The organism is Oceanisphaera marina, from assembly GCF_014643915.1.
Lineage (GTDB): Bacteria > Pseudomonadota > Gammaproteobacteria > Enterobacterales > Aeromonadaceae > Oceanimonas > Oceanimonas marina.
This window is the reverse complement of the sequence record NZ_BMKE01000009.1, coordinates 70,201-96,368: the sequence shown is the minus strand read 5'-3', so window position 1 is coordinate 96,368 and position 26,168 is coordinate 70,201. Positions and strand designations below refer to the sequence as shown.

Below are 26,168 nucleotides of genomic sequence, written 5' to 3'. Positions count from 1 at the left end.
ATCGTCAGGCAACCGACCTCACTCACGTAAAGAGCAAGGAGCAACAGATGACCATTTCAGAGCATGATGACCATGCGGAACTTGTTCCGGTACGGCGGCGACTGCGGCTGGATAATCTTAATCAGCTGCAAATCGAGCTGCTGGCCAATGAGTTCAACAACGAAACCGGCGTTTCCAAGGTAGTGGTGCGCAAGCATTGGCTCGAGATAGAGTACGATGTGGCGGTATTAACGCTGGAGCGGGTAATCGAGCTATTGGAAGCCTACGGTGGCGAGCTGTCCCACGACTGGTGGACCTCGTTCAAAGCCAGCTGGTATTTGCGCCGTGAAGAAAAGCTGCGCGCCCAGCTTGGCGAAGATCAGGAGTCGTAAAAAGAGCGGTAAGCCGTAAGCTACCAGAACAGCAGAAACACTCGCCCTTCGAGGCGCGATTTTCCCATCTTGCTGAGCTTGCGCACGCCACTCAAATAAGATCCTGACTTGCGTCAGGATGACGGCTGGTTTTACGTCGAGCTTGGCGCTATGGCTATCCTTAACTGATAGCTTACGGCTGACGGCTTAAAGCTGCGTTCAATACGCCCTTATGCTGCTGTAACCGGGCCTGGGCCTCCGCTTTATCCAGCCCCGAGAGCAGCATTAAGATCGCCAGTTTTACGTTGTTATCTGCCGCCGTCAGCGCTTCGGCCGCCTGTACTTCGTTGACCTCTGTGGCTTGCATTACTATGCGCTGCGCTCGGGCCTGCAGCTTCAAATTACTGGCGTTCAAGTCCACCATCAGGTTTTGATAAACCTTGCCAATGCGGATCATGCTGGCGGTGGTGAGCATGTTCAGCACCAGCTTTTGTGCGGTGCCGGATTTCAAGCGCGTTGAGCCGGTGATCACCTCCGGGCCGACTTCTGGCTCGATGGCAATGTCGGCGGCAAGGCCAATGGCCGAGCCGCTATTACAGGCCAGTGCCACTGTAGTGGCTCCCAGGCTTCGAGCATAGTGCAGCCCACCCAGCACGTAAGGCGTGCGGCCACTGGCGGCGATGCCCACCACCACATCTTTGGCCGACAACGTCAGTTGTTGTAGATCGTCGGCGCCCAGCTGGGCATTGTCTTCAGCCCCCTCCTGAGCGCGAAACATGGCCTCGGGTCCGCCGGCAATCAATCCGATCACCCTATCGGCGGGCACGCTGAAGGTGGGCGGACACTCGGAGGCATCCAGTACGCCCAAACGACCACTGGTACCGGCCCCCATGTAAATCAGCCGTCCGCCCTGTTGAAACGCCGTTACTATGTGATCGACGGCACTGGCAATGGCGGGCAACACGCGGGCAACCGCCTCCGGCACCTGCTTGTCTTGTGCATTCATGGTGGTGAGCATATCGAGCGTCGATTGGCGATCGATATGCAAGGTATCGGGATTACGCCCTTCGGAAGCCAGTCTGGCCAGATCACTCAGCAAGTTTGGGGTGGGCATTAAATACTCCTATCAGGATGTGAAGAGCAAGGCGTAAAGAGTGAAGGGGAATACCAAAACCTGAAGGAGTAGTGTTATGGGTAATCCCTCACGCTTCACTCTTTACCCTTCACCGCTTTTAATCCGGCAAGTGGATGGCACCTAAAATGGCGGGGCGGCTGGCGCCGGTGACGGCGGGCAGGTTGCCGGGCAGGCCATGCCAGGTTTGATGGGCCAGCCAGGCAAAGGCCATGGCTTCCATGGCGTCCATATCCACCCCTGCGCTGTTGGTGGTATCTACATGCCAATGGGGTAACAGGGCGGCCAGGCGGCGCATCAATAACGGATTATGCCCCCCTCCGCCACACACCAGCAGCTCGCCGGCGGGCCATTTGTTGACCTCGTTGGCAATGGCGCTGGCGGTAAATTCGGCCAGGGTGGTCTGTACATCGGCAGGCGCTAGGGTGGCGGGCAGGCGCGCAGCAAGCCAGGCTTCGTCAAACAGCTCACGACCGGTGCTTTTGGGGGGCGGTAATGCCAGCCAGGGCTCGGCCAGTAACCTCGCCAACAAGCTCGGGTCAACCTGGCCTTGCAAACCAAAGGCGGCGTCTTTGTCATAGGGTTGGCCAGTATGATGCTTGCACCATACATCCATCAGCATATTACCTGGGCCAACGTCGTAGCCCAGTGCCGCCTGCCCGGGAGCCAGTACGGTAATGTTGGCGATACCGCCGATGTTGACCAGGATGCGCATCTGGTTGCTGTTGCCCAGCACCTGCTGATGAAAGGCCGGTACCAGAGGGGCGCCCTGACCACCCAGGGCCATGTCTTTGCGGCGAAAATCATTAATCGCCACTATGCCGGTTTGCGCGGCCAGCCGGTTGGCGTCACCCAGTTGCAGTGAAAACGGCAGCGGCCCCAGAGGCTGGTGCCATACGGTTTGACCGTGACAACCGATGGCGCGCACTTGCGTGGCCCGGGTGCCCGACTCTTCGAGCAATTGCAGCACAATATCGGCATAGGCCTGGCCCAGCTCGGTATCCAGCTCGCCCCATTGTTTGGCGGTAATGGTGCCGCCGGCCGCCAGGTTCAGCAGTCGCTGGCGCAAAGAGGCGGCAAACGGCCGGCGGGTGCCGGCTTTCAGCTCAACCTGCTGGCCATTGGTGGCGACCAGCACGGCATCTATACCATCCAGGCTGGTACCGGACATAATGCCGATAAACAGTTCCATATCTGAACCTCGTATTACCAGTCGCTGGGCAAGGTTTGAATGGGGCTTTCGGGAATGCTGATCACCTCGTTTTCAACCGGTTTCGGCTTGGGTGTGGCGACGACGACGGGAGTGGGTTTGGGCGGTGGTGGGGGAGTACCGCAGGCGGTTAAGGCCAGTGCCAGACCCAATACAGAAAATGAACAATATGCAGTGTGACGCATGATAGATGGCTCCATAAATAATAAGATAACAACCAGGCCCTTTGGGCTGCGGTCAGCTTTAAACGATCAGCCCGGCTGAGTATTTATCTTGTTTTGTCTTTTACTGATCGCTGACAGCTTAGCGCTTTCAGCTATGTTTAAGGGTATTGCGCAAAGAATGACAATACGGCTTCCAGAGCGGGACGGCGATAACGGTCACGCTCTATAAATAGTTCATGGGATGCGTTTTTGATGACCTTGGGTTGCCCGCCATCACAGTGGGCCAGCGCCTGACAAAAGGTGTGTTGCGCGGTGTTGTCCACCACCACATCGTTACCGGCCTGCAATACCAACAACGGAATGGTAATGCGCCCCGCCTGATGGATGGCGTTGTCACCGGCCAGCAAGGCCTGTTTTAACCAATGAACGCTCGCGCCGCCCAGTTGTAGCTGAGGCTGTTGCTCGTATAAATCCCGAAACACCTGATAGCGCACTTCGCTGTGAGTGAGCACGTTATCTTTAAACGGCTCGTCTTGATAAGTGGCCTGGCCCGGCGCGTAACAAGCACTATGGTTCAGCCAGCGGCAGCCGTTATCAAACAAGGTCAGCAAGCCATTGACCAGCCAGCGGGGCAGAGGCTTGTGATAGATACCCATCATGGGGGATGACAGCGCCGCTGCCTGCAGCCGAACCCGGGTTTGGCTGAGCCACAACGCCGAAATGGTGCCGCCCATGGAGTGGGACAGTAAATAGAGATTATCGACGGGGTCTTGCAAGACAATTTGCTGCACAAATTGCTCAAGGTCTTGCACGTAGTCATCAAAGTCGGCCACATAGCCTATTTGGGTATCGTCCAGCAGCCGGGGAGCCAGCCCCTGGCCGCGATGGTCGTAAAGGTATACGTTGTAGCCGTTGTTGAATAAATCCCGGGCCAGTTCCTGATATTTCAGATAGGTCTCGGTACGGCCATTCACCAGTATGATGGCTTGTTGGTGCTGGCTGTTGAAGAGCTTGGCGTAGGGAAGCTTTAAACCGTCGTGGCTGTCGAACTGGCCCTGCACGGCTTGCCGCTGCCAATAGGCCGCGAGCCCCGAGCCTCCCAAATCGCTGAGTTCAGATTCGGTGGTGAAGTCCGGGGCGGCAATGGCGACATTCATAAACAGGCAAATTCCGATCAGCAACAGGCGGGTTAGCATAGAAGGCTCCGAACGGTTCACGATAAAACAACACAGCAGCCAGTGTAGCACTTAAGCCCGAAGAAACTTGCATCGAACCCGGGGTGGCACTCAATGCGTATTGGCGGTTATTTACGCAGCCGGAAGATCTTGAGTACGTTAGGCGTAACACGGATCTTGCGCATGATATTGGCTAGGTGAATGCGGCTCTTGGTGGTGATCAACAACTCAACCAGATAGACGCGACCATCTTTTTCTTCGGTGGCTATGCTGTGAATATTGGCCCCGGTGGCGGCAATCACGTTGGCCAGCTCGGCCAGCGCACCCTGGTGATTAATGAGCTCGATACCGATTTCGGTTTTAAACTCAAAATCAAAGTCCTGCTCCATATCCCATTGCACCGGCAGATACTTGTCCTGCTCTTTACTGTAGCCACGAATATTCTTGCACGACTCCAGATGCACTACCAAACCACGGCCCGGACTGATGTGCGCCACTATGGGATCGCCCGGGATGGGGCGACAACAGTTGGCAAAGTTCAGCAACATGTCGTCTGCACCACGAATGGGCATTTTCTTCAGCGCTTTACTGCGCTCTACGGGCACTTCGTTTGAGTCTGTTAACAGGCGGCGAGCCACCACCACACTCATGGCATTGCCCAGGCCAATATCGGCCAGCAGACTATTAATAGAAGCGTGTTTGGTGTCTTTTAGTACCTGCTCTACCCGTTCTACTGCGATATCTTCCAGATTCTTTGCGCCCAAAGCATGGTTCAGCAGCCGCTTGCCGAGCAATATCGACTCTTCGGTGCGCAGGTTTTTCAGGAACTGGCGAATTTTGGTGCGCGCACGAGAGGTGACCACAAAATTAAGCCAGGCGGCGTTGGGCCGGGCACTGGGCGCGGTAATGATTTCGATGGACTGGCCAGAATGCAGTTGCTGGCTGAGCGGAAATGGCTGGCGATCCACTCTGGCGCCTACGCAGGCATGGCCTATGTCGGTATGTACCGCATAGGCAAAATCGACGGGCGTGGCGCCGGAAGGCAGCTCCAGAATGCGGCCTTCCGGAGTAAATACATAAATTTCGTCGGGGAAGAGATCGGTTTTAACCCCTTCAATAAACTCGAACGAGGAGCCGGCACTTTGCTGCAGTTCGAGCAGGCTTTGCATCCAGCGCTCGGCACGCACCTGAGCGGTGGTGTTGGAGCGCTCAGAGTCTTGTTTGTACGCCCAGTGTGCGGCCACCCCTTTATCGGCCATTTGATCCATGTATTCGGTGCGGATCTGTACTTCTACCGGCACGCCATGGGGCCCTACCAGAGAGGTATGCAGCGACTGATATCCGTTGGTCTTGGGAATGGCGATGTAGTCTTTGAAGCGACCGGGCCTGGGTTTGTACAGGGTATGCATTTGGCCCAGCACCCGATAACAGGTGTCGATGTCCTTTACGATGACACGAAAGGCATAGATATCCATGACTTCGTGAAACTGCAGTTCTTTTTTCACCATCTTGTTGTAGATGGAGAACATGTTCTTTTCGCGGCCCGCCACCGCACACTCGATGTGAGAGTCATCCAACCGGCCACTGATTTCTTCCAGAATCGATTGAATAATTTCGCGTCGGTTGCCACGAGCACGGCGCACCGACTCACGCAGTACGCGAGTGCGCATGGGGTACAGCGCTTCGAGCCCCAGCTCTTCCAGCTCGTTTTTAATGCTGTGAATGCCGAGACGGTTGGCGATGGGGGCGTGAATTTCGAGGGTTTCCCGAGCAATACGACGTCGTTTATCGGGTCGCAGTGCACCCAGGGTGCGCATGTTGTGGGTGCGGTCGGCCAGTTTAATCAAGATGACCCGAATATCCTGGGTCATGGCCAGTACCATTTTACGGAAGTTTTCGGTTTGTGCTTCCTTATGGTCCCGGAACTTGATTTTATCGAGCTTGGACACGCCCTCTACCAGTTCGGCAACCGCGTCGCCAAATTGCTCGGCCAGCATCGCCTTGGTAACGGGGGTGTCTTCGATAACGTCGTGCAGCAGCGCGGCCATCAAGGTTTCATGATCGAGATGCATCTCTCCCAGAATACGTGCCACTGCCACCGGATGGGTGATATAAGGCTCGCCGCTAGAGCGAGTTTGCCCCTGATGTGCATCTCTGGCGACCACATAGGCAGACTTTAGCTGCTCTACCTGTTCGGCCGGCAAATAACTGGTAGCAAGCTCTTTAAGAGATTCAAATAGATACAATATTACCTCGATAAACGATATCGTTAATACGCAATTCTGAGGTAGGGCCCGCTCTGTCTGAACGGGCTCATTGGTGCAAGCTTACAGGCGGCCTTCGGCAATGGCGGCAACCGCAGCCAGCTCGGCGGCGTCCATTTCCTGCTGCTCTTGGCGATCCTGTACATCCATCACGGCATGGTTAACCAGGCCCAGCTCGATTTCACGCAGTGCAACAACGGTCGGCTTGTCGTTTTCCAGCGGAACCAGGGCATCTTTGCCTTGGGTAGCCAGTTGGCGGGCGCGACGGGAAGCAACCAGAACCAAATCAAAACGGTTGCCAACTTGCTCAACAGCATCTTCAACAGTAACGCGTGCCATAAAGGACTCCAATGATTAAAAAAGGTGCAAAATTCTAATGGATCTTAGCTTATTCCGCCAGTAGGCCGCAAAGCAAGTCCTGGTAACGTATCGCCTGTTTGTCAGTATTGGCACGTTCGGCCTCTATAATGGCACTCAGGCGATTTAATGCTTGATCAAAATGGTCATTGACCAGCAAGTAATCGTATTCGTTGTAATGGGACATCTCGGAGACGGCTTTATCCATTCTGCCTTTGATGACTTCGGCACTGTCTTGTTGCCGAGCATTCAGGCGGCGTTCCAGCTCTATACGGCTGGGAGGCAGAATAAAGATCGATTTGGCGCTGGGAGACTGGGCGCGGATCTGGCGGGCGCCTTGCCAGTCGATATCCAGCAGAATATCGATGCCTTGTGCCAACTGCTCGTCAATCCATTCGCGCGAGGTGCCATAGTAGTTACCAAAGACTTCGGCCCACTCATAAAAGGCACCGCGTTCAATCAGCGCTTTAAACTCGGGCTGGTCGATAAAGTGGTAATGAATGCCGTCCACTTCCCCTGGCCGCTCGGCTCGGGTGGTATGGGAAACTGAAACCTGTAGCTTGCCATCGGCGCTGGGACGCTCTAGCAGGGCTTTGATCAGGCTGGATTTGCCTGCGCCACTAGGAGAAGAAATAATAAATAAGGTACCGCAGTGCGCCATATGTGTCGTGCCCATTCGGGATTATCTGCCAGCGCCGAGCATGGGCTGGAACCAAGGGCGGCAAATCTTACCAGAAGATGAGGAATAAAAAAATGGCCGTTGTAAATACAACGACCAGTCAAAAGTAACTATAGCTTGCTGCGGAAGTGCCCTCCACGCAAATTTCATTATGATCAGGTAGTGGCTTCGGCTCTATCAGTTTTTTCCTGATCAATACCTCGTTAAAACCGAGTTGTTAACCAATTTGATCAAGATAAAAGCACAGCCAAGCTGTCAAAGGAATCGATACCTTTACTGAATACTGCCACCGTTTGTGCTGGCCGAGGCAGGCTGAAGGTTTAGCTCTCTGGGGGAGTTTTCCGGACCACGTCGACCTTGTACTGCTCCTTGGTCCACTTGCCCTGGGGTTTGTCGATGTATTGAAAGTGTTCGTTGGTAAAGCTGCCCTGATTACAGGTGATGCGATAAAAGGTAGTGGGAATGTTCTGATAGTCCAGCACCTGATTGAACACCCCAGGGCCTGTCATGTCATAGACCCCTGCAATCGTGTCTTCTTCAATATTCTGCATTACCTGCCTGATGAGTCTGGCCAGGTTGGCATTGTCGGGCTTGCTGGCGATGAAGTAGTTGGTCAGCTCGTTTTTTTGACGAATGATATACAGCTCTTCGTGCTCTGGCTTGATGGTGTAGCCCAGTGGCCAGACCGCGTGGGCGTCAATATCCAGATAGACACCGCCGTACTTTTGCAGCACCAGCAGCCGCCAGAAATCCGCCTGAGCGGCCCCTATTTGCAGACGGGAATAGGCGTTGAATATCTCAGGTGAGTAGTTGGCGCTGATGAAATCGGCGCGGGCTTCGGTGATCATGAAGCGATACGCGAAGGTCGGCGACAGGATGCGATTGAACAGATAATTAAGGTAAACCGGCAGGGTGACCTTGTTGGTGAAGTTGGTCTGCCAGATGATGCGGGGAACAGGCCTGTCTTTGCCTTTTATCAAAGCGCCGGATCGTTCCGGCAGGGTAAAGCGCTTGTTGGGCAGTAGGGCATGAAAGCCGTAGCTCAGCATCTTGGTCATGTTGGCAAAGAATTTGATCAACCGGTTGGCCAGTATTTTGTGCGCCGTCACTGGAGCTCCTGTGGCAAGTTGTGGAGTTAGCTCTCGGTTTATTTTAGCATGCCTGCCTGCTGAGTGGCCTCTCGCAGCGACAACGATGGCATAACCCAAACTAACAGGAGATCTTCGTGTCGGCCAACAATAATGATCAGGCTTTTCTGGATATTCTGAATCTGCTGACGGTGGATCAGCTTAAGCCCCGCTTCAAATCCTGCCCAGCAGCCGGCACGGCACCGACCCGCAAGGCGGAGCTGACAAGAGCCATCAAGGCCTGGTTATCAGGAGATGGCCTGGCCCTGGTATGGCAATCTCTTTCTCCGCTGGAGCAGCAGGCGGTACGCACCAGCCTTTATTGCAGCGATGGCTGGTTTGACGAACGCCGCTTTGCCGCCGAGTTTGGCACCTTGCCAGCCTGGTTTACCGAGCGTTATCACTACTACCACACCCCGGCCGAGCAGTACAAACTGGGGTGGTTTTTCTATCCGCCGGCACGTTATCAGGGTGGGCAGCGTATTCCGGACTGGCTTCAGCAGCGGCTCAAATCACTGGTGTTGCCGCCCGCAGTGGCGCAGTTGCAGCCCGATGAGTTGCCAACCCCGCTGCCCGCCAATACGGTAATAGTTGAACGGGAGCGAGCGGCGGCAAGAGAGTTGCGATTGATGCTGGTACTGCTGCAGGAGGGAGAGCTCAAGGTCAGCGATAAAACCGGCCTGCCGGGTAAAGCATTGCTGCAAAAGCTCTCGAGCCGGTTGGAGGAATACTACCCGGACGATCCCTGCGAAGACGCCCCAGGGGGAGCTCATATCAAGGCCTTTGGCTGGATCATGCTGTTGCAGGCCTCTCGTTGGGTGCGACGAAAAGCCGGTCGGCTGGTGCTGACTGCCGAGGGGCTTAAGCAACTGTCGGCCCCACTGCATCAGATCCAGAGGCAATTGTGGCTGGACTGGCTGGATAGTCAGGTGCTGGACGAGTTCTCTCGCATCGATATTATCAAGGGGCAAACCGGCAAGGGGGCAAAATGGTTAACCTCTGTGCCCGACCGCCGCCATGCGATTGCAGCGGCGCTCGCCGAGAGCCCGGTGGCTGGCTGGGTGTCTTATCCGGATTTTTCCCGCTTTATGCTGACCGCAGGCCATGAGTTCGAGATCACCGAGGAGATGGGGGCCCTGTATATATTTGACCGCCATTATGGCGCGCTACACAATGCCAACTGGGAGATGTTGCAAGGGCGCTATTTGCGCTGTGTGTTGCTGGAATACGCGGCCACCCTGGGCTTGATTGATGTGGTGTTGGCTCCCCCCGATCACCCAGAGCCTGACTATGACAATGTGTGGTGTGGCGAGGATCTCCAATGTCTTAGCCGGTACGACGGCCTGCTTTATGTGCGGCTGAATGCGTTTGGTGCCTATTGTCTGGGACTGAGCAAGGACTATGAGGATCCGTCAGCCAGCCAGCAAACACCGCTGACCATGCAAAAAGGTTACCGACTGCAGTTCAACCAACCGCCGAGTGAGGCCGAGCTGTTGCTGATAGAGGGCTATGCGGATGGCCTGGACGAGCAGGGCTGGCAGTTGTCGGTGGAGAAAATACTGACCCTGCTGGAAAACGGCGGCAGCCTGACGCCGTTGCGTGACTTTATTGCCAGGCGCGATCCCCAGCCCTTTTTACCGCAAGACAGCGAACAGTTGCTGGCCAGCTGCGAAGCCAATGCCCGGGCGGTGATGCCGGCCGGTACCATGCTGTTGCTGCATTGTCGGGATGAGCCCACAGCGGCGGCAATTGCCGCTCATCCGTTGACCGCTGGCTTGTGTCTGGCGGCGGGCGATAACCGGCTGTTGATTGAGCCCCACCGAGAACAGAATTTCCGCCGCGCCCTGCATCAGGCCGGTTATGGGATGGGGTAATGTACTGTGTGAGGGGAAGGAGTGCAGCCAGAACTTGCCTCCTTCGCCCCTGTATTAGCTCAGCAGCGCCAGCAGGCTGTCTGAATCCGAGGGCAGGCCGGCACTGCCGGTGTCGCTGAACAGGGCGTCGGCCAGCGCCTGTTTCTGTTGCTGCATCTGCTGAATACGTTCTTCTACCGTGTCGGCGGCCACCAGCTTGTACACGAACACCGGTTTGTCCTGCCCGATCCGGTGGGCGCGGTCGGTAGCCTGATTTTCTACCGCCGGGTTCCACCAAGGGTCGACGTGAATGACCACATCCGCCGCCGTCAGGTTCAGGCCGCTGCCACCGGCCTTGAGGCTGATTAAAAATACCTGCACCTTGCCTTGCTGAAAACGGTCGATGGCCGGTTGGCGGTTGCGGGTCTTGCCGATGAGCTTGCTGTAGTCAATGTTACGCAGCTGGAGCTCGACTTCGATCAAGCTCAGCACTTCGGTAAACTGGGAGAACACCAGAATATGACGGCCTTCCTCCAGTAACCGAGGAATGGCATCCGCCAGCCAGTCCAGCTTGGCATGCTCCTTGATGTCGGCGGCTTTTTCCAGCTTGACCAATCGCGGGTCGATACAGGCCTGACGCAACTTGAGCAGGGCATCGAGAAACTCGATGTGACTGCGGGCCATGCCCTTTTGCGCAACTAAAGTACGCAGCCGTTTTTCCATGCTCACACGAATGCTTTCATACAGCGCGCGCTGTTTGCCCTGCAATTCCACGTACTGAATAATCTCGGTTTTTTCCGGCAATTCTTTCACTACTTCGGCCTTGGTGCGGCGCAGCATAAAGGGGGCCAGTCGTTGGCCCAGCTCTTGTTGGCGCTGTCGGTTGCCGTCGTTTTCGATGGGCTGGCGATAGCTGTGATTGAAACGGCTACGACCACCAAGCAGGCCGGGCAGTACGAAGTCCATCAGTGCCCACAGCTCACCGAGGTGATTTTCCAGCGGTGTGCCACTCAGGCATAACCGCAAGCCGCCCTTGAGCTCACGCACTCGTTGGGCGACCTTGGTGGTGGGATTTTTGATGGCCTGGGCTTCATCCAGTACCAGCACACCAAAGTGCTGCTGGGCGTAGTGTTCGCCGTCGCGCAGCAGCAGCGGGTAGGTGGTGATCACCAGATCATGGTTTGCTATCTGCTCGAAGGCCGCATGGCGCTGGGGGCCGTGAATAATCAGCACCCTTAGGTCGGGGGTAAAGCGGCTGGCCTCATGCTGCCAGTTACCCACCAGGCTGGTAGGCGCCAGTATCATGGCCGGTTGCTGCAGTTGGTCGGTTTCCTTGAGGTGCTGGATCAGCGCCAGGGTTTGCAGGGTTTTGCCCAATCCCATGTCGTCGGCCAGAATGCCGCCCAAGCCGTAACGATGCAGAAAGGCCAGCCAGTTCAGCCCCTGCTGTTGATAGGGGCGCAGCTCGGCATTCAGTCCGGCTGGCACCGGCACCGGTTGCAGGCCGGTGAAGTCCTGCAGCTGTGCCATCATGTTCCGGGTTAACGGCGCCTGGCGATCGTCCAGCTCCAGGCCCTGCAGTTGCGCCGCTTGAAAGGCGGGCAGGGTGATGGGGCGGTCGAGTAGTTTCTGGTCGAACAGCTCGATCAGCAAATCGCGTATGGTCCATAGCGGCTGGGTATCCACCCGCAGCCAGTCGTCGCCGACCGGCAGCAGCAGTTCGGCTGGCATGTCGGCCTGCAGCCAGGCGCCGATCACCTCCATGGTGTCGAGTTTGATCTCGCCCTGCTGCAGCCCGAGCGAGAAATCGAACCAGCTATGGTGGCTGTCTTGTAGTTCGATATCGAAGCGGGCATCGTGGATCTCGAACCGGTAATCCGCTGCCTCACTGATTCGCCAGCCCCGACGTTCCAGCTCGGGAAAGTCTTGCTCCAGCAATTCCTGCCAATGCCGCAGTGCCTGCGCGGCATTGCCGGTATTCGGCATCCAGGTATCTTTTAGCCCGATATCGTTGAGCGCGGCGCTCGGCCAGAGGCCCAGATCCTGTAGTTGGAGAGCGTACTCTTTTTCGGCGCTGTCCTGGCGTTCGATCAGATAGGCCTGCCCGTCGTGCTGTTGCAGTAATGACTCGGTATTGAAGGCGCCGTGATAGAGAGGCGCCAGGGCAATGGGGCCATAGTCGAAATGCAGCTGCGCTGCGGGGAGCGGCGCGCCGTGTTCCGATTGTGTCATCGTCAGGGTCAGGTGTGGTACGGGGGTAGCTTCCGTGATCAGGGTCGGCTCTTTGGCCAGCGGCAGCTGTTCAGGCTTAAATACCCGACGCAACTGGGCGGAGACCATGGGCATTTGCTCGTTGGGTACCGGTGGCATGTTATATAGGTGAGCGAGCTGGGAGCCGGTCAAGGGGGTCGCTATCTCACCGATGATGGCATTATCTCGGTCCAGATAGTAAGGCGGTGTTACCGCAATCGGCTCCCAGTTGGTTACGCCTTCCAGCTCGGCGAGCAGGCGTTGTTCCGTGTCCGATGTTTGCCATTGCCAATGGAGCGTACGCTGTGGCGCCGTGTGCAGGAATTGACCGTCTGCCAATATCAAGCGCCGACTAAGCTGTAGTTGATTTAACACTTGGGCGCCTGCGGTCCCAGTCAGCAGCAAATCATGACAGGATTGCAGCCCCGGTTGTTGCAGCTGCTGCATTACGCTGCTGTCTTGCGGCAGATAAAAATCCGGTACATTCCAGGCGGCGTAATAAGGGGCCAGATAGGGCTTACGCTGACTCCAGTCGCCATTCTTTTTAAGGTAGGCTTTGTATATCGAAAGACGATGCTGGCCCTGATCTTGCTCCAGTTGATACAGCAGATAATGCCGGCCCGGCTGCAACGCAGTCTCATCCAGAGGGGGCTCGACCTCGAAGGGTAATGCCGTCAACCATTTTTCCAAAGCCGACTGGGGTGAGCTGTTGCCGGCGTTTGCAGTGGCTTGCTGTTCGCTTAGCCACTGCAGTGCCGCCGCCACCCCGTGTTTGCAGTTGTAGCCCACCGGGCAGCTGCAGTCCGAGGCCAGCGCCTTGCCTTCCCAGAACAGGAACACTTCATAGGGGTAAGGCTCTGTGCCCTTTACCTTGGCAATAACCTGCTCATGCACCTCGTCCAGATTGGCATACATCACCTTGCCCTGGCGAAAATAGGTCTCACCCCGCTTGAACGCCGCCGGGCTGGTGAGGTGTTGGATATCGTTGAGAGTGAAGTGCATGGTCGCTACTCTGATACTGATAAGGCTGAAAGGCTGGCAGTTACTTTAATACGGCGGAAGGCGACAGACAAACTGTACTCTGCCGCCTTGATGTACCAAAAACACGGTTAATACCGAATGGCTATTGCTCCGTAGTTTTCGACAATAACTCTGCAAAGTCACGGGTTTTACCGGCAAATAGCAATGATTGCGTATATCGGGTGTATGCCTGTGCGCGCCGCAGCATATTACCGTAATCCTCATTGGCGCAACTGTCCGGAGTCAGAGCCAAACCATTGTTTGCAATCTCAAAGCACGTGGTACTGCTGTGCTCCAGGTCGATGGCGGTGGCGTTAAACTGCACCAGATGCTTGCCTTCAATCCAGTGCACCGTCTGGCCATCGGAATAGTGCGCAAAGCCGTTATATTGTTCAGCCAATAATGATTGACCGGTAAACCAAGGCACCTGACCGCCAAGCCAGTCGATAATGGTCGGCGCTATATCCAGCTGGCCGGCACTGATGGGGCGAGTTTGCGTGGGCACTGAGCCATCGGTGGCAAACATTAAAAACGGAATGGCATTGCGTTCCAGATCATTGGGCTCTACCGATGCCGTGTGATCGGCCATCAATACCACCAGGGTGGGTTCGGTTAAGACTTCAGGCAGTCGCGTTAAAAAACGCTGCAAGGCGCCATCGGCACTGTGTATTACGTTACGGCGTAGCGCGGCTCTATTCTCTTTGCCAAAAATATAGTCGTCTTCGGATGGCAGATAGGTGTCGTGAGTGGTGCCGGTATTCACGGTCACCAGATAAGGGCCGGTGAGAGAGGCGAGCTTGTCGAGGGTGAAACGGTAAATGTCATCATCCATATAACCCCAGTAATTCTCGGTACCGGCAAAATCATAGTCGGACTTACCGTAAGAATGGGTAAAACCCAGGCTTTGAGCAAAGGAGCCCACTATGCCCTTGCCGCTACCTTGAATAAAGTGGGTATCAAAGCCTTGTTCTTTGAGCAAACGAGGCAGGCAATAGTAGTCGGCACCTTGCAGCTGAGTGCCGGCAACGCCTCCGCCAATCGGGTTGGGAAACGAGCAGAAGGAAGCAAACATCCCCTCGACGGTACGGTAACCATCGGCATACAAGGCATTGGTGGTGAGGCTTTGCTGGCGCAAGCTATCAAAGTAAGGGGCCGCCGAGGGCGGAGCCGCACCGGGAATGGATTGGGCATAACTTGCCAAATCGGCGGCGGGCCAGCTTTCGAGTAGCACTATCAGCACATTGGCTTGCTTGGTGGGCAACTCGAGAGCTTGCTGGTGATGACTACGCAGGTACTCGGCCAGCAAGGCCATGTCCTGGCTGCTGGGCGGGGGAGTCTGTTGTTGAGCGGCGCGTTTTTTGCCTTTGGTCAGGTAATAGGTAATGGCGTAAGGCGCATTCCATGCCAGGGCAGCCTGATTGGGATCGCCTATTTTATAGGCGCTCATCGGCGACTGCGGCGCATCGCTCCAGCCACCACGCACGGCAGTGGCGGTAACCGCCAGCCACACCAGCAATAAACCAGCGGCAGCAGGCCAGCGCGCCTTCCTTGCGGCGTGAGGTTGCGATACCTGGCCGGGAGTGGCACCAAGCGGTAATTTCCAGATTGCGACGGCCAGCAGTAACGTTAACCCCAATCCGGTGAGCGTCTGCGCAATATAGGTCGTCAAGGCGGTGGCAATCAGCCCTTGCTCCAGACCACTGCCGGTAAAGACTTCAAAGGTGACGTGTCGGCCAGCTTCCAGCATGTAGATGGCATCGGCCGTGGTGGTCAATATCAGCCATAATCCGGCTACAAACAGCAGGGGTTTAACAAGGCTGGGCCGGCTACCACCAAGATGAATAACCAGCAACAGTAATATGACGGGCGTGGCCAAAGCGGTGGCGGCGGTCATGTCCAGGCGTAATCCCCACCATAAACTGTAAGCTCCTTCGCTACTGAACAGTTGCGTGGCCAAATAAGGATTAAGCGCGGTAATGGAAAACTTGCTGAGCAGAGCGGTGGCCAGCAGCAGTAATAGTATGCGGAGGGTGTTGTTAAACACGATTTTATCTCGGTAAGTTAAGGTGTTGCAGCCGATTGGCAATAAAAAAGCCCTTGGTCAAAGGGCTTTGCAAGAGTCTATAACATAGCGACATTGTGATAAATCACTCGATATTCTGGATCTGCTCATTGAGTAGCGGCCTAGACCCTAACAAACTCAATAACTTACCGAGAATAAACCGTTCAAAAATGCCTGTTTGCCCACCAAACTGCCCACCATTTGCCTCTGGCTTTTACTGAATCTTAGTGGTTGGCAATGGAAAAACAGTGCCGTTTTTATGCTGCTGTTAGGGTCTAAAAATAGCAGTTTTGAAGGGCTTTATCGAGTGATTTTTCAACACTCTACTTGTTTATGGATACAATAGTGTCCACTTTCTGCTTTATTTCGCTATAATGGATATAACTGTGTCCATTTGGTCTTTGCGGATGAATTTTACCTTACTTGATGATACCGATGTAAGCCAAGCTTATGCGGCTTATTTGCGGGAGTTACGCCACAAAGCAAAGCTATCACGCGCTGCACTGGCAGAGCGAAGCTGCGTACCTGCGGCCACCATTAAGAAGTTTGAGTTGACCGGGCAAATTTCATTTCGCCAATTGTTGTTGCTTTGGCAAACACTTGACTCGCTAGAGAGGCTCTATCAACTCACACAACCTAGCAAAGAACGGGTCACTATGCCCTCTAGTATTGATGAGGTGCTAAAAGATGCCTTTTAAACCCATTCAAAAACTCATGGTAACTCGTACATTAAGCTCAGGTGAGCAGGTTGTAGTAGGGGTCTTGGCGCAGAATCGACAAGGCGTTTTTTTTCAGTATGCAGACAGCTATTTGCAGCAGTTTGGCAACTTATCACCTTTTACCTTGCAAGCGAACGTGCAAGTTCAAGTCGCACCTAAAGCGCCGCACCAAGGTGTACATGGCGTATTTGGAGATTGTTTGCCCGATGGCTGGGGCATGCTGTTGCAAGATCGTATTTTCCGGCAAAAGGGCATTTTGCCAAATCAATTAACGGCGATGGACCGGCTGGCCTTTGTCGGTGATAAAGGCATGGGGTCGCTGTCTTTTTCTCCGGTGTCTGAGTTTTCAACCACGACGAACACCGATATTGATCTAGCTACTTTAGGCTTAGCAGCGCAAACGCTGTTCGATGCTTCAATGTCAGATTATATGGATGATAATCACGATGAGTTAGATGGGCATACTCAACAGGTGTTGGCTGCATTAGTCGCGGGTGGTAGTTCGGGTGGGGCAAGACCCAAGGCACAGATTTATATGCCTGCTGGGGAAACTCAGCATTGTCGAACCGTTGCAAAGCCTAGTGATGAGGCGTGGCTGATTAAATTTACCTCGAAAAATCTCGCGCTCGGCCATGAAGAAGGTGTGTGCGAGGCGGTTTATTTACAAATGGCAGAACTTGCTAAGTGTCAACCACCAGTTTGGCAACTCATTGAAGCACCACCTACCAGCGGTGCGTCTGCCTGGTTGGCGCTTAAGCGTTTTGATTATGTCACGGAGCAGACCAATTTAAGCGGCAATCGCAGTTCAGGTCGATTGCATATGCACAGCGCTTGCGGGCTGATGGATGCAGACTTTCGAACGCCAAGTTTAGATTACATTGATTTAATTAAAGCTAGCCGTCAGTTGTGTAAATCGCCAGCGGCTGGACAGCTGCAATTTCGCCGTGCCGTTTTTAACCTGCTGTCGTCTAACCAAGACGACCACAGTAAAAACTGGGCGTTTTTGCAAGCGGATGACGGTCAATGGAACCCTGCACCTTTTTACGATGTTACTTACAGCCCACATCCATTCAACGAACACGCCACTGCATTCGGCGGTTATGGCAAAGCGCCACCACTTAAGGTGATGCAAAAACTTGCTACCAGTGCTGGCTTTTCGAATTGGAATGATGCAAGGCAAGTCATTGAAGAAGTCGCAGAAGCCATCAGCCAATTTACGTATCTGGCACAGCAGCAAGGGGTTAGCAAAACCACAGTATCTGCAATTGCTAAGACATTGGATCAGCGCAAACAGGAAAATGCAGCGCTTTTTCAATGAAAGTAAAACAAACTTTTCAATTCACAATAAATACAAGGTCTACAGGTTGTTACCTATAAAGTCACTTTGTGTAGACCTCCAACCTCTGCATTCCCCCGTTCGGTAAAACGCATAGACGAGTACTCAACTTGTATTGCACACTTTTACGCGCATAAAAGTGCGGAATTTTACATTTTTATGCGCATAAAAGTGTAATTTGGTTCTTATTGAGTATAAAACAGCCCTTTAATAGCTATCTTTCTTCTCTGAAGCTGACCTTGCTGGCCAAGTTTTAGTCATGTGGATATGGGCTACTACTGCACTTATTTTTTATTCAGCAATTGGATGTCTTGCAGCTTTCTTCCCAGCTCGTCATCACGGGCAACCTTGGTTAGGTCGTCTAACAAGCCTAGGACTGCCAAAACCTTAACGTAGTGACCAAGTGAAACGGAAGGATCACCTTTTGATATTTTACGTAGTGTTGGCTTAGAAATCCCTGTCCTACTATGCATCATTTCTTGAGTAATGCCGCGTCTCTTCATCGCCAATGTTAAGTTTTCGCCCAAGATGTTTAACATCTTCCTTTGTCTAGGGAATATGACCGCAGTGCGTTTTGATTTTGGCTCGACAGTATCCATAGTGAAACTATATTTTCTTAAATATTAATTTAGTGAAATTATAGTTTCACTTTTATCTTCAAGTTGTAAAGCAATAAATTGCCATCCCTCGAAGTAATGTGAGCCAAGATCTGAGCTGGTCATGTCGATTTTTACTGTTTTTTCGACATGTCTTTCTTGTGTGTCGATACACTCGACATATAAACACTCCATCCATACGACTCACCAAAACCGAGTTTTGAGTAGGAAACTTCAAAGCAGTACGCTGTTCTTTGGGCTTTTGGGGCAGTCTGGGCAAAGCGTTAATTCACGCCACTTAGCCGCACATTAACCCTGCCCACAGGGTATTTATGACTTGGGGCATTATGTAAATACTGGGGCAAGTAGCGACCTGTACCCTCAGAAAGCTGCACGATCTGAGCATTTATCTGCCTACTGCGTCCGTTTAGCACTGGCAAACTCCTAACTGAACTTAACAGATCAGTGAGGAAGCAAACGATGAACCCAACCACACAGTCACCCACAAACTCAGTGCACCCAGCGCGTCAGCAGCGGATTTTGCGCTTGCCCGAGGTAAAGGCCAAAACAGGCTTTGGCCGCAGCACCATTTATGCCCTGATGGCCAACGGTGAATTTCCGCGATCCATTCGTATTGGTGCGCGTGCCGTGGGCTGGTTAGAAAGCGATATCGACCAGTGGATTGAAACCCGCCGTATCGGTGCTGCTTATGGCCGTGGATAAACCATCAGCATCAAACCAACTACCTTCCAGTGATATGCATAGCAAAGTGCCAACATTACCGGCTGGTTTTGCCTATAACGCGCAAAACTGGCTGGTGATGCAACCGGCAGGGCAAGATAGCCCAGTCAAAATCTGCTCTTGGCTGCAAGTTGCTGCTCGCACCCGCGATCCGCAAGGGGACAACTACGGCTATTTATTGCACTGGTTAGACGATGACAATCGCCATCGCTATTGGGCTATGCCCGCAGAACTATTGGCCGGAGATGGCAGCGAGTACCGCCGAATTCTACTCAGCCGAGGCATGCGGCTAAGCAACAGTGTCAAAGCGCGGCAGTTGCTCTCGCTATTTATTCAACAAATGGGCGAACTGGCCACGCAAAAGGCCATCAGCGTGAACTGCATTGGCTGGCATCACCACGCTTATGTGCATCCGCGCCTCACCTTTTACCCAAGCGAACACAGTAACAACCCGCGCATGGTGCTGCAAACCATGCACCCGATAGAAGGCTTTATTCAACAAGGTAGTAGCGACAGTTGGCGGCAGCACGTTGGCCGTTATTGTCTGGATAACCCGTTATTAATCGTTGGTGTTTGTGCTGCACTGGCCGCACCTTTATTGCATTTATGTGGGGTGGATGGTTTTGGTTTACACCTCTACGGTGCCAGCAGTACTGGTAAAACTGCGGCGCTGTATCCGGCATTATCGGTGTGGGGCGAGCCTAATCAGCTGCGCCACAGTTGGCGCGCCACGGCCAACGGTTTAGAAGGCACAGCATTAGCGCATAACGATGCCTTGCTGGCGCTCGATGAAATGGGCGAAGTTGACCCAAAAGAGGCAGGTGATGTCGCTTACATGCTTGCCAATGGCCAAGGTAAAACCCGTGCAGGCAAATACGGTGAAATGCGCTTACCCGTGCGTTGGCGTTTGGTGTTTTTATCTACTGGCGAAGTGACGCTTGAAAGCCACCTTGCCAGTATTGGCAAGCGCGTAAAAGCGGGGCAGCAAGTGCGCGTGATTGATCTCAGTGCCGATGCCGGAGCGCAAATGGGCGTGTTTAACCAGAGTCATGGTATGAACGCCGCCGATTTAGCCGATCACCTAAAACAGCAAAGTCGCCAACACTACGGCTGCTTGGCCTTGGACTGGTTACGGTATTTAACGCAGCACAGCGCGCAGGTGCGACCCGTTTTCCAAAATGTACGCCAACGCTTTTTAGCCAGCTTGCCTGACGAGGCCGACGGCCAAGTGCGCCGGGTCGCCGAAAAGTTTGCCTTACTGGCTAGTGCAGGCCTGTTAGCGATTCAGGCCAAGGTGCTCGATTGGCCAACCCAAAGTGTCGAAGCTGCCTGTTTAAGCCAGCTTAACCAATGGATACTTGCCCGCGGTGGCGTGGCCGCCAATGAAGACCAACAAGCGATTCGCCAGGTGCGCAGCTTTATTGAGCAGCATGGCGAAAGCCGCTTTACGCCCAAACAAACCGGTTACAGCAGTCAAGTACGCCAACGCGCGGGTTGGCTTGATTCTACAGGCCCACAAACCCTCTACCTGTTTTACCCAACTGGCTGGCGTGAAGCCACCGAAGGCCTAAGCCCAGATCGCGCTGCCAAAGCACTGATGGCCGCAGGCTACCTAGTCCCCGATGGCAACCGACCACAGCGCAAAGTCAGCCTGCCCGACAACACACGCCCACGAATGTACTGTGTGAAAGGCAGCATCTTGGATGACTAAAAAGGCGATGACCCCTGCGTGGGCTTGTCGCCTTGCAGTGCACCGCCAGTCAACATAAATAGCTAGCGATGCTTGAAGTCCAACACAGACAATACCGCTAGAGGCATTCCCGTGAACCGTTAGCGTACCAACAACCAGCACCGAACGAATAACAAATTCGCTCAATTATTTGGTTTTAACTCAAATAAGTTGAGAATAATCATAATCGTGGTAGGGTAAGCAACAGTGAAAAATCCCCAAGTTTATGGTTAAGAAAACACCGTGGAGAGAGCATGATCCGCTGCCACCTAGCCCGATTAATGGGTGAGAGAAAAATGCGCATTAGCGACGTGATGCGAGAAACCGGCCTCAGCCGTACCACCGTCACGCTACTGTACAAAGAAACCGCGCTTAAGGTGGACTTAGAGGCGCTCGATAAGCTGTGCAGTTTGTTTAACTGCGAGTTAAACCAATTATTGGAACATATTCCGGCCAAAAGCCAGACGATGAAAGATTAAGGAACCCAAATGGCCATTAAGAAAACCGAACTTTACTCTTCCCTTTGGGCTAGCTGTGACGAGCTGCGCGGCGGTATGGATGCCAGCCAGTACAAAGACTATGTGCTGACCATGCTCTTTATGAAGTATGTCTCTGATAAGTACAAAGGCGACCCTTACGGCATGATTGTAGTGCCGCCAGGTGCCAGCTTTGACGATATGGTTGCCCTGAAAGGCGACAAAGAAATTGGCGACAAAATCAACAAAGTCATCAGCGCCTTGGCCGAAGAAAACGACCTAAAGGGCGTGATAGACGTTGCCGACTTCAACGATGAAGACAAGCTTGGCAAAGGCAAAGAGATGGTTGATCGGCTGGGCAAGTTAGTCGGCATTTTTGAAGGGCTAAACCTTGGTGATAACCGCGCCGATGGCGATGACTTACTGGGTGATGCTTACGAATACTTGATGCGCCACTTTGCCACCGAATCGGGCAAATCCAAAGGCCAGTTTTATACGCCATCGGAAGTATCGCGCATCCTCTCTAAAGTGATTGGTATTGATAGCAATACCTCGCAAGATGCCACCGTCTACGACCCAACCTGTGGTTCGGGCTCGCTGTTGCTAAAAGCCAGTGATGAAGCGCCGCGTGGCTTGAGTATTTTTGGCCAGGAGATGGACAACGCCACCAGTGCCTTGGCGCGTATGAACATGATCCTGCACAACAACGCCACCGCCAAAATTTGGAAAGGCAATACTATTGCCGACCCCCAGTGGAAAGAGGCAAACGGCCAATTAAAGACCTTTGATTTTGCGGTAGCCAACCCGCCGTTTTCCAACAAAAACTGGACCAGTGGCATTAACCCGAACGACGACGAGTTTGGCCGTTTCAATTGGGGCATTCCGCCGGAGAAAAACGGCGACTACACATTTTTGCTGCACATCATTAAAAGCCTAAAAAGTACGGGTAAAGGCGCAGTCATTCTGCCTCATGGTGTTTTGTTCCGTGGCAATGCCGAGGCGCGTATTCGTGAAAACCTGATTAAACAAGGTTATATCAAAGGCATTATCGGCTTACCGGCAAACCTGTTTTACGGCACCGGCATTCCTGCCTGTATTATCGTCATCGACAAAGAGCACGCGCAGGCAAGGAAAGGAATCTTTATGGTCGATGCCAGCAAAGGTTTTGCCAAAGACGGCAATAAAAACCGCCTGCGCAGCCAAGATATTCATAAAATTGTCGATGTCTTTACCAAGCAGCTAGAACTGCCGCGTTACTCGCGCATGGTGCCGCTCAGTGAAATCGCCGGTAACGACTACAACCTGAATATTCCCCGTTATATCGACTCCAGCGAGCCGGAAGACCTGCACGATTTAAGCGCCCATCTGCAAGGCGGCATTCCAAACCGCGACATCGATGCCTTAGAGTGCTTCTGGCAAGTATTCCCGAGTATTCGAGCAACGTTATTTGAAAATGCCCGTGAAGGTTATAGCCAAGCCTTGGTGAAAGCCTCCGAGGTGAAAAGCACCATCCTTAACCATAACGAGTTCAAAACCTTTGCCGCACAAAGCCTAGTGCCCTTTACCGAGTGGGCGCAGCGTTCAAACCTGCAAGGCATTGAACAAAGTGAATTGCCTAAACAAATTATTCACCGTATCAGCGAAGATCTATTAGAAAGCTATTCCCACAATTCACTGCTGAGTAAATACGATATCTACCAGATCCTGATGGACTACTGGGCGGAGTCCATGCAAGACGATGTATACGTGCTAGTGCAAGACGGCTGGCCAGCGGGCAAGGTACTGCGTGAATTGGTGGTGAATAAAGGCGAAAAGCTCAAAGAAACACCTGATCTAGTGATTGGCAAAGCCAAATACAAAGCTGAACTTATCCCGCCTGCGTTAATCGTGGCGCGCTTTTTTGCCGAAGAACAAGCCAAAGTGGATCACCTGCAATCGCTACTTGATAGTGCTAGCCAAGCGCTAGAAACCTATCTGGAAGAAAACTCTTCATCAGGCTCCGGCGGTGGCGAAGACGGTTTGCTGAATGATGCGCTGAACGACAAAGACAAAGTCACCAAAGCCACAGTCACGGCACGTTTGAAACTGGCCACCGATCCCGATGAAAAAGCCGCGCTAAAACAAGCTAAAAAACTGTTTGATGCCGAGTTTGAAGCCAAAAAAGCCCTCAAAGAAGCGCAAGACGCGCTCGATTTAGCGGTATGTAAGCAATACCCCCAACTCAGCATCGAAGAGATCAAATCCCTGATTGTGGATGATAAATGGCTGGCAACGCTTGAAAGCAATATCGTCGCTGAAATCGAGCGCGTGACCCAGCAACTGGCCAATCGTGTCAAAGAGCTGGAAGAGCGCTACAGCGAACCACTGCCAACCATCACCCAATCGGTAGAAAACCTGAGTGATAAAGTGGCAGGCCACTTAAAAGCCATGGGGCTGGAGTGGGCGGTATGACAGCATTAAACACCAGGGGATTGAGCAAGCTGGTGGAGGCGATTGCTGGGCAAATTGAACAAGCCAGAAACCAAGTTCGCCAATCAGTGAATAGCGCTATGGTACAAAGCTACTGGCAAATTGGCCGTTTGATTGTTGAGGAGGAGCAACAGGGGGAAAACCGAGCCGCCTACGGCAAACAGCAGTTGCAGCAGCTGTCAAAGCAACTGACAGAACGCTTGGGTAAAGGTTTTGATGTTGGCAACTTGCGTAATATGCGCCAATTTTATATCACCTTTCCAATTCACGACGCAGTGCGTAGTGAATTGAGTTGGACACACTACCGTGCCTTAATGCGAATCGACAACCCCGCCGCCCGTGATTGGTACTTGCAAGAGGCCATCAGCCAAAGCTGGAGCGCCCGTGCACTGGAACGCCAAATCAGCACGCTGTACTACGAGCGCCTGTTAGCCAGCCAAGAGAAAGCAGCGGTTGAACACGAAGCCCAGGCCAATACGCAACCCTTGGCAGAAAGCGCCAAGGACTACCTGCGCGACCCTTACATTCTCGATTTTTTAAACCTGCAAGATAACAGCTACCAAGAAAGCGAGCTGGAGCAGGCGATCATCAGCAACCTGCAACAATTCCTGCTGGAACTGGGCAAAGGCTTTGCCTTTGTGGAGCGCCAGCAGCGTATCCGCTTTGAGGATGAAGACTTTTATATTGATCTGGTGTTCTACAACTTCAAACTTAAATGCTTTCTGCTGGTGGACTTAAAACTGGGCAAGCTGAAACACCAAGATATCGGCCAAATGGATACCTATGTGCGCCTCTATGACGAGCAGCGCAAAGGCGATGACGACAACCCCACCATTGGCTTGGTGCTATGCAGCGAAAAAAGCGAAGCCGTGGTGAAATACTCGGTACTGGCCGATCAGAAACAACTGTTCGCGGCTAAATATTTGCCTTACCTACCGACAGAAGAAGAGCTGAAACGAGAGCTGGAGCGCGAACGCGAACAGGCCCTAGCGCAACTGCAACAGCAGGAGTTAAAAGATGAGTGATCAGGTTGCAGACGTGTGTACAAAATATTTGGTGGAAGCGGCTAAGAATGCCGTACCAACTGGATATAAGCAGACGGAAGTTGGGGTGATTCCGGAAGATTGGCAGCTATCCAACATTAGAGATGTATCCGCAATACCAATGCAAAATGGTCTGTTTTATGAACCCAAGAGAAAGGGTAAAGGTGTCCCCCTCATAAATGTTGGTGATATGTATACAGCAGCTCCAGTAGATGTTGACTCCCTGGAGCTTTTCAATGCAACCGCCGGTGAAATAAAGGTATTTAGAGTAGAGCGTGGTGACCTCTTTTTCACACGATCTTCTGTAGTTCCTAGTGGAATTGCATACTGTAATATCTTCGATTCAGAACGAGAAGACGTGGTTTTTGACAGCCATTTAATTAGAGTAAGACCAAATACGGAGATTCTAGAACCGAGATATCTCTATCTAAATTGTATTGCGAAACACTCTAGAACTGCCTTAATAGCAGAGGCAAAAACGGCCACCATGACAACTATTGATCAAGGTGCTATCAATCGTTGCCCTGTCTTAGTTCCGCCCAAAAAAGAACAAACCGCCATCGCCAATGCCCTATCCGATGTTGATGCGCTAATCAGCGAGCTGGAAAAACTGATCGCCAAAAAACAGGCCATCAAAATCGCCACCATGCAACAACTTCTCACAGGCCGCACCCGCCTGCCGCAGTTCGCCTTGCGTGAAGATGGGACGCCAAAAGGCACCAAGCCAAGTGAGTTGGGGGAAATACCGGAGGATTGGGCTACTCCTTCAGTTTTCGATTTAACTAAAAATATTATTGACTACAGGGGGCGCACCCCTAAGAAACTTGGTTTGGAGTGGGGAGGTGGCAATATTGTTGCACTTTCAGCTGGAAACGTGAAAAAGGGATACATTGACTTTAGTGCAGAATGCTATCTGGGTTCAGAGGAGCTTTATAAGCGCTGGATGACTTCTGGTGAGCCAGAAAAAGGCGATATTGCATTTACTATGGAAGCACCGTTAGGAAACGTCGCATTAATTCCAGATGACAAGAAATACATACTTAGTCAAAGGACAATTCTGCTTCAAATAAATAAAGAAAGGTATTCTCCTCTCTTTATTTTTCAAGTGTTTATGTCGCCTAAATTTGCTGACTATATTTCTGATAGTGCCACAGGGTCTACTGCGCAAGGTATAAAAAGAACAACTTTTGAAAAAATGAAACTTTCCATTCCTAGTGAAAGAGAGGAACAAACCGCCATCGCTACCATCCTCTCCGATATGGACGAAGAGATTCAGGCACTGGAACAACGCCTCAGCAAAACCCGCCAAATCAAACAAGGCATGATGCAAGAACTGCTGACGGGTAAGACGCGCTTAGTGCAGCCGTCTTTAACGGGTGTTTGTCATGCAGATTAAATCTGTTCTAGCTGAACCGG

General features: G+C 52.8%; 21 protein-coding genes. 10 read left to right on the top strand and 11 right to left on the bottom strand.

Annotated elements, in window-relative coordinates; translation table 11 throughout:
• The first annotated feature begins 47 nt into the window (after positions 1–47).
• Positions 48–371, top strand: a complete 324-nt coding sequence (locus tag IEW52_RS07360; RefSeq protein WP_188629416.1) for a hypothetical protein — start codon at positions 48–50, stop codon at positions 369–371.
• Positions 372–543: 172 nt separating this feature from the next.
• Here IEW52_RS07360 and murQ read toward each other — a convergent pair whose 3' ends face one another.
• The 8 genes from murQ to IEW52_RS07320 all read right to left on the bottom strand — a co-directional run bounded on the left by murQ (position 544) and on the right by IEW52_RS07320 (position 8,440).
• Positions 544–1,464, bottom strand: coding sequence for an N-acetylmuramic acid 6-phosphate etherase (murQ, locus tag IEW52_RS07355; RefSeq protein WP_188629415.1), 921 nt, complete (start codon positions 1,462–1,464; stop codon positions 544–546).
• 118 nt (positions 1,465–1,582) lie between these two features.
• Positions 1,583–2,674 (bottom strand): anhydro-N-acetylmuramic acid kinase, encoded by a 1,092-nt coding sequence (locus tag IEW52_RS07350; protein ID WP_188629414.1) that lies wholly within the window; start codon positions 2,672–2,674, stop codon positions 1,583–1,585.
• Positions 2,675–2,688: 14 nt separating this feature from the next.
• On the bottom strand, positions 2,689–2,877 hold the full coding sequence (locus IEW52_RS07345) for a hypothetical protein (RefSeq protein ID WP_188629413.1): 189 nt from the start codon (positions 2,875–2,877) through the stop codon (positions 2,689–2,691).
• Between the two features lie 137 nt (positions 2,878–3,014).
• Positions 3,015–4,052, bottom strand: a complete 1,038-nt coding sequence (locus IEW52_RS07340) for an alpha/beta fold hydrolase (protein ID WP_188629412.1) — start codon at positions 4,050–4,052, stop codon at positions 3,015–3,017.
• 107 nt (positions 4,053–4,159) lie between these two features.
• Positions 4,160–6,277 (bottom strand): bifunctional GTP diphosphokinase/guanosine-3',5'-bis pyrophosphate 3'-pyrophosphohydrolase, encoded by a 2,118-nt coding sequence (spoT, locus tag IEW52_RS07335; protein WP_188629411.1) that lies wholly within the window; start codon positions 6,275–6,277, stop codon positions 4,160–4,162.
• 81 nt (positions 6,278–6,358) lie between these two features.
• Positions 6,359–6,634, bottom strand: a complete 276-nt coding sequence (gene rpoZ / locus IEW52_RS07330) for a DNA-directed RNA polymerase subunit omega (protein WP_188629410.1) — start codon at positions 6,632–6,634, stop codon at positions 6,359–6,361.
• 49 nt (positions 6,635–6,683) lie between these two features.
• Positions 6,684–7,313: a guanylate kinase gene (gene gmk / locus IEW52_RS07325; RefSeq protein ID WP_188629444.1), complete on the bottom strand. Its 630-nt coding sequence runs from the start codon at positions 7,311–7,313 to the stop codon at positions 6,684–6,686.
• A 338-nt stretch (positions 7,314–7,651) separates the two neighbouring features.
• Positions 7,652–8,440, bottom strand: a complete 789-nt coding sequence (locus IEW52_RS07320; RefSeq protein ID WP_229667842.1) for a glycosyltransferase family 32 protein — start codon at positions 8,438–8,440, stop codon at positions 7,652–7,654.
• 116 nt (positions 8,441–8,556) lie between these two features.
• On the opposite strand from IEW52_RS07320, the gene IEW52_RS07315 reads away from it, so the two are divergent.
• Positions 8,557–10,332 carry a hypothetical protein gene (locus IEW52_RS07315; protein WP_188629409.1) on the top strand — a complete coding sequence of 592 codons (1,776 nt, stop codon included), beginning with the start codon at positions 8,557–8,559 and terminating at the stop codon, positions 10,330–10,332.
• Between the two features lie 54 nt (positions 10,333–10,386).
• On the opposite strand, the gene IEW52_RS07310 is transcribed toward IEW52_RS07315, so the two are convergent.
• Entirely contained in the window at positions 10,387–13,563 is a 3,177-nt protein-coding gene (locus IEW52_RS07310) for a DEAD/DEAH box helicase (protein ID WP_188629408.1), read from the bottom strand.
• A gap of 121 nt (positions 13,564–13,684) precedes the next feature.
• Entirely contained in the window at positions 13,685–15,625 is a 1,941-nt protein-coding gene (locus tag IEW52_RS07305; RefSeq protein ID WP_188629407.1) for an LTA synthase family protein, read from the bottom strand.
• Positions 15,626–16,029: 404 nt separating this feature from the next.
• On the opposite strand from IEW52_RS07305, the gene IEW52_RS07300 reads away from it, so the two are divergent.
• Both IEW52_RS07300 and IEW52_RS07295 read left to right on the top strand, forming a co-directional pair.
• Entirely contained in the window at positions 16,030–16,341 is a 312-nt protein-coding gene (locus tag IEW52_RS07300; RefSeq protein ID WP_229667841.1) for a helix-turn-helix domain-containing protein, read from the top strand.
• Entirely contained in the window at positions 16,331–17,680 is a 1,350-nt protein-coding gene (locus IEW52_RS07295; protein WP_188629406.1) for a type II toxin-antitoxin system HipA family toxin, read from the top strand. The genes IEW52_RS07300 and IEW52_RS07295 overlap by 11 nt, the downstream gene beginning before the upstream one ends.
• Positions 17,681–17,982: 302 nt before the next feature.
• On the opposite strand, the gene IEW52_RS07290 is transcribed toward IEW52_RS07295, so the two are convergent.
• A complete protein-coding gene (locus IEW52_RS07290) occupies positions 17,983–18,297 on the bottom strand; it encodes a helix-turn-helix domain-containing protein (protein ID WP_012518681.1) in 315 nt (104 codons plus the stop codon).
• 477 nt (positions 18,298–18,774) lie between these two features.
• Between IEW52_RS07290 and IEW52_RS07285 the strand changes: the two genes are divergently transcribed.
• From IEW52_RS07285 to IEW52_RS07260, 6 genes are all read left to right on the top strand, one after another.
• Complete coding sequence (locus tag IEW52_RS07285) at positions 18,775–19,017, top strand: helix-turn-helix transcriptional regulator (RefSeq protein ID WP_017043889.1); 243 nt, start codon at positions 18,775–18,777, stop codon at positions 19,015–19,017.
• A gap of 46 nt (positions 19,018–19,063) precedes the next feature.
• Positions 19,064–20,746 (top strand): DUF927 domain-containing protein, encoded by a 1,683-nt coding sequence (locus IEW52_RS07280; protein ID WP_229667840.1) that lies wholly within the window; start codon positions 19,064–19,066, stop codon positions 20,744–20,746.
• Positions 20,747–21,018: 272 nt separating this feature from the next.
• Complete coding sequence (locus tag IEW52_RS07275; RefSeq protein ID WP_039422734.1) at positions 21,019–21,243, top strand: helix-turn-helix domain-containing protein; 225 nt, start codon at positions 21,019–21,021, stop codon at positions 21,241–21,243.
• A gap of 9 nt (positions 21,244–21,252) precedes the next feature.
• Positions 21,253–23,691 (top strand): type I restriction-modification system subunit M, encoded by a 2,439-nt coding sequence (locus tag IEW52_RS07270; RefSeq protein WP_188629404.1) that lies wholly within the window; start codon positions 21,253–21,255, stop codon positions 23,689–23,691.
• Entirely contained in the window at positions 23,688–24,734 is a 1,047-nt protein-coding gene (locus IEW52_RS07265) for a PDDEXK nuclease domain-containing protein (RefSeq protein ID WP_188629403.1), read from the top strand. The genes IEW52_RS07270 and IEW52_RS07265 overlap by 4 nt, the downstream gene beginning before the upstream one ends.
• Positions 24,727–26,148: a restriction endonuclease subunit S gene (locus IEW52_RS07260; protein ID WP_188629402.1), complete on the top strand. Its 1,422-nt coding sequence runs from the start codon at positions 24,727–24,729 to the stop codon at positions 26,146–26,148. Before IEW52_RS07265 ends, IEW52_RS07260 begins: the two co-directional genes overlap by 8 nt.
• Positions 26,149–26,168 lie beyond the last annotated feature (20 nt).